Here is a 7,192-nt window from a genome sequence, read left to right on the forward strand (position 1 = left end):
GGCCATTAAATCGGACAAAAAAAAGCTGGCTTTTGTTCGTGCCTCACAAAGTATAGCCAGCTATTTTTAGCCGTTTATGGCGGCGTTAGAATTTACTCAACGTTAAGAGTTATCTAAATGAAAAAGTTAATATTATTAGTGCTTATTGGTTTAGCTGGTTGGCAAATATACGCAAAGCAAAGTAATCCAGTCATTACGAATGCTGATCTTGAATTATTAAATGTGCCAAGCAAACAAGTTAAAGCTGCTCAAACTGTTTATGAAAAAGAATATTCATGTGATGGTCGCCAATATTGCAGTCAAATGAATTCGAGAACAGAAGCAGTGTTCTTCATCACTCACTGTCCAAATACAAAAATGGATGGTGATTATGATGGTGTACCTTGCGAAAATGATTCTCGCTTTTAATATTTTTTAAAAAGGAGTTTTAAATAATGGCTGACATTATTGGTGTAATAGGGGTTTTAATCTTGATAGTTGGCGGAATCCTGTTTTTAATTGAAGCATTTAAAGAAAGTATTATTTGGGGAATAGCTTGCTTATTAATAACCCCAGTTGTACTTGCATTTACTGTCATGCATTGGGGCGTTGCGAAAAAGCCATTTTTTATTCAATTAGCAGGTATTGGTGTAATGTTAATTGGTGCAGCGTAAATAAAATTCTAACAAGTTGCTGCACTCGGACTCGATACAGTTGTCGCGGTTTTTGCTAAAAGAAAAGGCAGCAAAAACAGCACCAACTTACTCGCCGGTGAGCAAGGCGTTAAACCACAATCAGTCATTCATACGTCTCGCCGCTTTGTTATATACGTCGCTACGTTCTCTTTTTCCGATTGCGAGTACTGTTACTGTGATGACATTATCTGCGACTTGATACACTAGGCGATAGCCTGACTGCTGGAGTTTAATTTTGTACATGTTATCAGCGCCTGATAATTTGGCGGATGGGATGTGTGGGTTACTCAATCGTTCAATTAGTTTTTTCTTAAATTGTTGTTTGAGTGTTGCACCTAATTTGTTCCATTCTTTCAATGCTGTTTTTTTGAATTCGAGATTATAAGTCATCGATATTTACCGTAATACTAGATTCATTTTTACGTTCATTAGCTAAAGTTAAAAGCTCAATATCTTCTAGTTTATCCATCAGCATTTCGTAAGCTTCTGCTGGAACACAGTAAAATGCAGGCTCATTTCGGTTAAGTATTGCAACAGGATAACCATAGGCGCTTGCTGCTACTTTCATTGGGTTTGCTTTAAATTCAGTGATACTCGCTGCAACGTCAGCTAAAATTCTAGTGGTCATAATAAAGGTCTCTTAATAGGTCTTTTATTCGGTTATTATAGCTATATAAAAGCGGTTTAACAAGTTGCTGCACGCAGACTCGATACAGTTGTCGCGGTTTTTGCTAAAAGAAAAAGCAGCAAAAACAGCACCAACTTACTCGCTGGTGAGCAAGGCGTTAGCTTTCATTCATAGTTTGGATATATGGCGAAAATAAAGAAAAAATTATCAGCCTCAGTGAAAAAGGCAATAAAAGAAGCCAAACTTGAGCGCCAAAAGAAATACGAAAAAAGTTACATAGCCACCCATAATTATTCTGTGCGGGAGAACCGCATGCACAGTTCGGAGGGCAGGGAGAACGAGAGTTTTTCCCGCCCCCTATCTATGCGATAAAGCTGCCCTTGAAGGAGGACTCACAGAGCAGCAGAAAATCGCTTCGAAGCCGAACTTCGCATATGTGCCTACTTGCGGTCATTGGATATTTTTAATTTTCCGTGTAATAATTACCTAAACGTGAGCGTTCAGAAGCCTGCTATATGCTTCTAACAGCCAATTTGTAGTCTGAATTTTTTAGTGAATGTCTGTGACCCGATTGATTGCAAAAGTAGCTAAAATAAATTTACAAATGGCTAATATCGTTCTTAATGTTATCTAACATACAAAAGTAAGTGAATTTAAATTATGCCTCTAAATGGTCATGCGAATAAATTATCAGAAATAATCGGCAATACTGACCTGTTAACCATTCCAAGTTTAAGCCGTTTGGCGCAATGTGATATCAGCGTTAAGTGTGAGTTTCAAAACCCAGGGGGAACGGTAAAAGATCGCGCAGCACTGCAAATGGTATTGTCGGCAATGGAATCTGGCGTGCTTAAACCAGGCATGACAATAGTAGAAGGAACCGCCGGCAACACCGGTATAGGCCTGGCAATAGTTGCTAAGTCACTCGGTTTTGGTCTTAAGGTTGTTATGCCAAAAGGACAAACCAAAGAAAAAGAACAAATGATTGCGCTCCATGGCGCAGAATTAATTTTAGTCGACGCCTGCCCGTTCTCTAACCCTAATCATTTTTACCATACAGCAAAACGTATTGCTGATGAAAACCCGAATTTTTGGTGGGCCAATCAATTTGAAAACACCGCCAACGCAGATGCTCATTATTTACATACCGGTCCTGAGATTTTCCATCAAACCAATGGTGAAGTGAGCATCTTTGTTTCTGCAGCCGGAACGGGTGGTACAATTGGTGGGGTGACAAAATATTTAAAAGAAAAAAACGCAGACATCAACACCATCTGCGTAGATCCAAATGGCTCAGGAATTTATAATTTTTTGCAAAGTGGAAAATACACTGCGACAGAGGGGGGATCTTTTACCGAAGGGATTGGTATTATGCGTTTAGTTGACAATTTCCGACAGGCTTTCGTTGACCATACTCTTACGTTACCAGATAGTGACATTGTTACTATCGCTAACTATGTTCGCGAACAAGATGCACTGATATTAGGAAGTTCGAGTGCACTTAACGTTGCCGCAGCCTTTTATGCTGCGATTAATTTGGGTCCATTAAAGGGTGGTAAAAAACAGCATGTCGTTACGTTAGCCTGTGATCTTGGTGAACGTTCAGTGTCTAAACTATACAACAAAGCGTTTTTAGAAAGCAAAGAGATTTTTGTCGAAAACGACTCAATTGAAAAATTAATAGCGCGCTTTACTAAAAAGCATGATTTATTAAAAAGGGTGACCTTTGACTACAAAAACTTATAATTTTTGCCGCGAATGGTTATGTTTTTCCAAGACATATATGATGCACCCCCTACGAACAGGCTGTTAAAGGTGGTGCACTTCTACCTTGAATATGGGTTTAAAAAGCAGGCGGTTTTATAATGAGTGGCTTGTTATTTTTTTGTTTTACCAGCATCAGCCACGAATTTAAAATTATCATTTTACCTCAGAGATATCGACCGGCAGAGCCAAGTACCACTACCAGTAAACCCAGCACCAGGTTGATGCCGACCATTATCCGGATTTGACCAACGCGCCGCCCGGCTTGCGCAGTGTCGTCGGCGTCAATCGCCTTCTTGAGCCTGCGGTAGGGGGCAAAATAGATATGCAGGAACAATAACATCATCAGCAATCCCAGCCCTTGCATGGCATGGATATGCCAACCCACAGCAGCCATGCCGCCGAGATAACTACCAATCATGGTGTAGCCGGTGACCAGCAGCGCAACTACACACACCCACACCCAGCGGAAAAAGACCGACAGGGTATGGCACCACAACATCGATCGTTGTGCCGGATCCAGGACTTTTACGGCCGCCGGTCGCAGAGCCATATAGGCGAAAAACATGCCGCCAACCCAAATGACTGCAGCCAAGGTATGGATCGCAATAAAAATACTCATTAAGACACTCTCTTTATCAATGTAAATAAAACCACACTATAGCAGTAACCGGCAGACAATGAATGAACGATGGGTCATGCAATAAATAATATAGCCACCCATAATTATTGACGAATATTTGTACACTAGCCTAGTCTTTAGTCACCTTTATTTACTTGCAGGTAATAAATGATGGCCAGACCAAGACAAACGACAGTGAGCTTAGATGATACGCCTTATTATCACTGCTGTTCACGTGTTGTACGTAAAGCATTCTTATGTGGCATCGATAGCACGACAGGTGAAAACTATGAACATCGCCGGGAGTGGGTTGACTCTCGTATTTTAGAACTTAAGACTATCTTTGCGATTGAGATCTGTGCTTATGCCGGCATGAGTAATTACCTGCATATTATGCTTAAAGTGAATGCTGATAAAGTCGAAAGCTTGTCTGACGTATGTTGATTTAAACCCGATTCGCGCCAACCCCTGAAACCTCAGATCACACCAGCATTCAGCGAAGAATTCACTCAGCCATAAAAGATGAACAGCCAGCATAATTGCTGCCGTTTGTAGGTGATGAATGCCTGAACATGCCTGACGGCCTGATGTTTAGTGTCAAAGATTACATTATGCTTGTTGAAGATACCGGTCGAATTATACGAGAAGATAAGCGCGGTGCCATCAGTTCAAGCAGCCAATGTATTCTAAACCGACTTAACATCCCGCAGAAAACTGGCTTAAAATTACCACTGAATTTGGTCGTTTATTTAAAGGGGCGGTGGTTGCATTACCGGCATTAACTGAATACGGTGAACATTTAGACCGAAAGCGCCGCCACGGTGCAGCAAACTGCCAACGCTGGCTGTGCGCTTAAAGCTTAACTCTTCAACCACCTGTAAGTCATTTCTCGCTTGATTGATATCAAGCTGCTTCTGCTGGTTTGAAACGACCTTACTCCTCATATTTTACAGTCTAAAGCCGCATAAATTGAATAACTATAAAAGACTACCGAAATGAATGTTGAAGGAGGCTATTTTATTTTTTATAAAAATGGGTGGCATTGCTTAGATTGGCATTGCTTCGATTGTTGCTTAGAATTGTGATGCACTGTTTTTACATCCCTAATACTTTAACCTGTTGAAAATAAGTAGTTAATTTTTAATGGATTGCATTTATAGAGGTCTCTATAAATGCAGATGGGTCATTTTCTCAATATAAAATATCAATTTAAAATCATGATCTTGATCTATCTATCTGTTTTATAGGTCTGTTATCATATAATTATCATCAAAAAAAAATATTTAAATGTATTGGTGAGAATGCAGACTAATACACTGTTATGTGACATTGTTAGTTAAGGAGAACATATGGTAGAAACATTAATTTTAATTTCTGAGGATGCACATTCTACAGTGGCTATTATTCCAGAGGATGACGGGACTATTCACAGGATTTCGTATGAAGTTTTAATTCAAAACCCATATAAATATTCTGAATCGGAATTTCATCATGAGGTCCATGTCGTTCGCCGAAATAGGACTGATCTTAGAATAGAAAGTTACAATATTCGTAGATCAAAATTGTTAAAACGTTTTGGTTGGGGAATTCACCTAAATTCAAATGGCAAATTGGCTCTAGTTGGCGCTAATTCAGATGAATACCAAAATTTGGCAACAACAATTGCTACTGAGCGTGCTGTTAGAATTAGTGCGGAGTAGAGTCATATAATAAGTTGCTGCACGCGGAGTCGATACAGTTGTCGCGGTTTTTTCTAAAAGAAAAAGCAGCAAAAACAGCACCAACTGACTCGCCGGTGAGCAAAGTGTTATGCGTCTAGTGCTACCTACGAATAGTAGACACTGTCTATAGTTAGATTTCATCAATAGTATTTTTTTCAACTAACCAAAGGATAAATCCATGTCGTTACGCATTAATGATCAAGCACCAAACTTTCAAGTAGAAACTACTCAAGGAAAAATTGATTTCCATGAATGGATTGGAGATGGATGGGCTGTGTTGTTTTCACATCCTAAGGATTTTACACCTGTTTGTACCACCGAATTGGGTTATATGGCTAACATTCAGCCTGAATTTGAAAAAAGGAATACCAAAATCATTGCGCTGAGTATTGATTCAACAGGTGACCACGACAATTGGCTTAAGGATGTTGAAGACGTTGGTGGTTCCGCTGTTAATTACCCAGTTATCGCGGATACCGATCTAAAAGTGGCAAAGCTATATAATATGTTTCCCGCTGATGAGACAGGTGCCGCTGAAGGTCGTACAGCCATGACAAATGCTACTGTGCGGTCGGTATTTGTAATTGGCCCAGATAAAAACATAAAGCTTATGATTGTTTACCCTATGACAACAGGTCGCAATTTTGATGAGATTCTTCGAGTTATTGATTCCATGCAGCTTACAGCCAAGCACAAAGTAGCCACTCCGGTGAATTGGCAACAAGGTGAAGATGTGATTATCGTGCCTGGAGTAAATAACGAAGAAGCTAAGAAAATTTACCCAGATGGCTGGGAGACTTTAACGCCTTACCTCAGGAAAGTAAAACAGCCGGGCTAATACATAACAAGAAAAATTCAGCCGACGCTAAAAATCAGTGCGGCTGATTTTTAGCGTTATGTGTAAAAAGAGGGTGTTAACTTGAATAAGTAAATAATATAGCCACCCATAACTATTACCGAATATCGTCGACGTTTAATCGATATTAGCTGGTTTATGCGCTCACTCAGTGAGCCGATTGCCAGACAGGCGAACAAAGAAAATAGCTGTACCGGTCGATTTTATTCGCTACCATCGATGGCGCTCACCCTTCGGGCCAGCTAAAGGTGTTCTCATTTATTCCTTATAAATGAGTAGGAAGGACGTTTTAAATCCCAGGCATTACTTGATGAAGCCGCAATACTCGCTTGTATGGCGTATGTTGATTTAAACCCCATTCGCGCCAAAATGGCGACAAGCCCTGAAACCTCAAATTACACCAGCATCCAGCGAAGAATTCACTCAGCCATAAAAGGTGAACAGTCAGCAGAATTACTGACGTTTGTAGGTGATGAACGCCTGAATATGCCTGACGGGCTGATGTTAACCAGCAAGGGTGATCACCTTTTAGTTCTTTTGGTATTAGTGTGGAGGACTACATTATGCTTGTTGAAGATACCGGTCGAATTATACGAGAAGATAAGTGCGGTCCATCAGTTCAAGCAGCCAAGGCATTCTAAACCGACTTAATATTCCTGCAGACAACTGGCTTAAAATCACCACCGAATTTGGTCATTTATTTAAAGGTGCGGTGGGTGCCTTACCGGCATTAACCGAATACTGTGAACATTTAGACCGAAAGCGACGCCCCGGTGCAGCAAACTGCCACTAAGCGGCGTTAACAAGTTAATTTTCTAAGATGCAGAAGGGCACAAATGACCAGCCAAAATCGCGGAATTACTATAAATATTTGAGTATCACAATAAGCGCTTTATTTTGCAGGTCGCTTAGACTGGGTACTTGATA

8 protein-coding genes and 2 pseudogenes are annotated in these 7,192 nt (G+C 40.3%); 7 read left to right on the forward strand and 3 right to left on the reverse strand.

Annotated elements, in window-relative coordinates:
• Positions 1-117: 117 nt before the first annotated feature.
• Both CXF72_RS11580 and CXF72_RS11585 read left to right on the forward strand, forming a co-directional pair.
• Positions 118-408: an excalibur calcium-binding domain-containing protein gene (locus CXF72_RS11580; protein WP_101039177.1), complete on the forward strand. Its 291-nt coding sequence runs from the start codon at positions 118-120 to the stop codon at positions 406-408.
• A gap of 26 nt (positions 409-434) precedes the next feature.
• A complete protein-coding gene (locus CXF72_RS11585; RefSeq protein ID WP_101039178.1) occupies positions 435-653 on the forward strand; it encodes a hypothetical protein in 219 nt (72 codons plus the stop codon).
• Positions 654-773: 120 nt separating this feature from the next.
• Here CXF72_RS11585 and CXF72_RS11590 read toward each other — a convergent pair whose 3' ends face one another.
• Together CXF72_RS11590 and CXF72_RS11595 are read right to left on the reverse strand one after the other, a co-directional pair.
• Positions 774-1,064, reverse strand: a complete 291-nt coding sequence (locus CXF72_RS11590; protein ID WP_101039179.1) for a type II toxin-antitoxin system RelE family toxin — start codon at positions 1,062-1,064, stop codon at positions 774-776.
• Positions 1,054-1,302, reverse strand: coding sequence for a type II toxin-antitoxin system Phd/YefM family antitoxin (locus CXF72_RS11595; protein ID WP_101039180.1), 249 nt, complete (start codon positions 1,300-1,302; stop codon positions 1,054-1,056). Before CXF72_RS11595 ends, CXF72_RS11590 begins: the two co-directional genes overlap by 11 nt.
• Before the next feature lie 660 nt (positions 1,303-1,962).
• Here CXF72_RS11595 and CXF72_RS11605 point away from each other — a divergent pair.
• A complete protein-coding gene (locus tag CXF72_RS11605) occupies positions 1,963-3,048 on the forward strand; it encodes a cysteine synthase A (RefSeq protein ID WP_101039182.1) in 1,086 nt (361 codons plus the stop codon).
• Between the two features lie 184 nt (positions 3,049-3,232).
• Here the strand turns inward: CXF72_RS11605 and CXF72_RS11610 are convergent, their stop codons facing one another.
• Positions 3,233-3,688: a CopD family protein gene (locus tag CXF72_RS11610; protein WP_101039183.1), complete on the reverse strand. Its 456-nt coding sequence runs from the start codon at positions 3,686-3,688 to the stop codon at positions 3,233-3,235.
• 171 nt (positions 3,689-3,859) lie between these two features.
• Here CXF72_RS11610 and CXF72_RS19600 point away from each other — a divergent pair.
• The 4 genes and pseudogenes from CXF72_RS19600 to CXF72_RS11635 all read left to right on the forward strand — a co-directional run.
• Positions 3,860-4,544, forward strand: a pseudogene (locus CXF72_RS19600) (hypothetical protein).
• A 493-nt stretch (positions 4,545-5,037) separates the two neighbouring features.
• On the forward strand, positions 5,038-5,388 hold the full coding sequence (locus CXF72_RS11625) for a DUF6157 family protein (RefSeq protein ID WP_101039185.1): 351 nt from the start codon (positions 5,038-5,040) through the stop codon (positions 5,386-5,388).
• 199 nt (positions 5,389-5,587) lie between these two features.
• Entirely contained in the window at positions 5,588-6,247 is a 660-nt protein-coding gene (locus CXF72_RS11630) for a peroxiredoxin (RefSeq protein WP_101039186.1), read from the forward strand.
• Between the two features lie 114 nt (positions 6,248-6,361).
• Positions 6,362-7,058, forward strand: a pseudogene (locus CXF72_RS11635) (hypothetical protein); the annotation flags it as partial.
• Between the last annotated feature and the right edge of the window lie 134 nt (positions 7,059-7,192).

The sequence above is a fragment of the Psychromonas sp. MB-3u-54 genome, from assembly GCF_002836415.1.
In the GTDB taxonomy this organism is placed as follows: domain Bacteria; phylum Pseudomonadota; class Gammaproteobacteria; order Enterobacterales; family Psychromonadaceae; genus Psychromonas.